Annotated in this window: 3 protein-coding genes; all 3 read left to right on the top strand. The window is 41.6% G+C overall.

What is annotated here, in order from left to right:
• On the top strand, nt 1-190 hold a 190-nt coding region (locus BBW68_RS18920), incomplete at its 5' end, for a hypothetical protein (protein ID WP_186821335.1).
• Nucleotides 183-1,397: a TraB/TrbI/VirB10 family type IV secretion system protein gene (locus tag BBW68_RS12785; RefSeq protein WP_070135655.1), complete on the top strand. Its 1,215-nt coding sequence runs from the start codon at nt 183-185 to the stop codon at nt 1,395-1,397. The genes BBW68_RS18920 and BBW68_RS12785, both read left to right, overlap by 8 nt.
• Nucleotides 1,398-1,419: 22 nt before the next feature.
• A complete protein-coding gene (locus tag BBW68_RS12780; RefSeq protein ID WP_070135654.1) occupies nt 1,420-1,908 on the top strand; it encodes a single-stranded DNA-binding protein in 489 nt (162 codons plus the stop codon).
• Nucleotides 1,909-1,954 lie beyond the last annotated feature (46 nt).

The following is a 1,954-nucleotide window of genomic DNA, read 5'->3' as shown; positions in this document are numbered from 1 at the left end:
AAATAAAGAAGACAAAATAAACTATAAAAAAATAAATATGGGCATAATTGTGAAGAAAATAACGCCGGATATTTATTCTCTTTCAATTATTACGGATAAATACAGAATTAACCAACCTTATGACTATCAATTAAATAAAATTGGTGAGGTTTCCATTCAAAATAAAACCGAGGATGTTAATCATGGCTAACCCCTCACAAAATAAGAAACTCACTAAAAAACAAAAATTATTAATGACGATAGGATTTGCTGCTGTCCTCATTATTTTTGTTGTTTTTATTTCTATTATGAGTTTAGGGAACAATACCGATAGTCAAACGCAAAGTTACGAAGATGCCAAAGATAAATTAGGTGATCCTGCTGACCCATCCTATGAGGCTAATCTGTATCGTTCCCGATTCAGAGAAAATACTGACTTACAAACACCCCCTGCAACACCAGATAAAGCCCCATCTGCAACTGGAACAACACAAACAGAAAATGTGAGTCAGCCACAATCTAATAGCACACAGACTCAATCACAGGAACGTGATCAATTTGCGGAAAATGTTTTAAGGATGAAACAACAAGCCTATATGGAGGCACTAAACAGCAAAACAACGGTGCGGGTTGATGCGCTCAGTGATAATAACAGTCCGGCGCGTGGTAGTTCAGCTCCAGACTATGCCTCAATTGCAGAGCAACTCGCCGCCGCCTCGAAAGAGGAAAACGGAGAATTGTATGCCAACATGCAGCAAAACAAAGAAAAATTTGTGAATACAGAACGTACCTTTGGCTACTCAACTCAAACAAGAGAAGCCGCGTTGTCTCGGACTGAAATCAAGGCCGGAATGATTTTACCGGCGGTACTTGTTACAGAAATCAATTCTGATTTACCGGGATTAATTACCGCACAGATAACCGAAGATGTGCGCGACAGTTTAACAGGCAGAAAAATACTGATCCCAAGAGGTTCAAAACTCATCGGCTCTTATGATTCACAAGTAGCTATGGGGCAAGAGCGCGTGTTAGTCGTCTGGAACAGAGTCCAGTTCCCAGATACTTCAACACTTGCCCTTGGTAATATGGGGGGAACAGATGGCATGGGGCAATCCGGCTTTAACGATGAGGTTAACAATCATTATTTACGCATCTTTGGTAATGCAACGTTACTTGCGATTATTGGTGCAGGGTTCCAGCTTTCTCAACCTGATAATAATAGTAATAACGGTAACAATGGTATGACGGCAAGAGAGCAGATGATTGCTGAAATAGGTAGACAGTGGTCTACCGTTGGTACAGAAGTTGTGCGCCGAAATCTGAATATTCAGCCTACGTTACACATCAGAGCAGGGTATAAATTTAATGTCTTAGTAAATAAAGACATCATATTGCCGGAATACCAGTCAAACCATTAATCAAGGTAATAAGGAGCAAAATATGGCTAGCAGAGGCGTAAATAAAGTCATTCTTATTGGTAATTTAGGGCAAGATCCTGAAATCCGCTATATGCCTAATGGTGGTGCGGTAGCGAATCTATCCCTTGCAACGTCTGAAACGTGGCGAGACAAGCAAACTAACGAGATGCGGGAAAAAACCGAATGGCATCGGGTGGTGATTTTCGGCAAACTAGCCGAGATTGCCGGAGAATACCTGAAAAAAGGTTCACAAGTGTATATTGAAGGTTCTTTGCAAACCCGTAAATGGCAAGATCAAAGTGGTCAAGACCGTTATTCAACAGAGATTGTTGTTAATATCGGCGGGTCAATGCAAATGTTAGGGGGGCGAAATGGGGATGCTCCAGCAACAGATCAAAGTGGACAGGGACAAGCTCAAGAAGCCCCAAAATTCAGCGGGGGCAGTGCTCCTGCGCCAGCTAAACAGACCAATGAACCCCCACTTGATTTTTCTGATGATATCCCGTTCTAGAGTTACATAAATTTAACCCTGAGAGCCACGCAAAACTGGTTTTGTG

The sequence above is a fragment of the Candidatus Erwinia dacicola genome (genome assembly GCF_001756855.1).
Classification (GTDB): domain Bacteria; phylum Pseudomonadota; class Gammaproteobacteria; order Enterobacterales; family Enterobacteriaceae; genus Erwinia; species Erwinia dacicola.
This window is presented reverse-complemented; position numbering and strand designations above follow the sequence as displayed.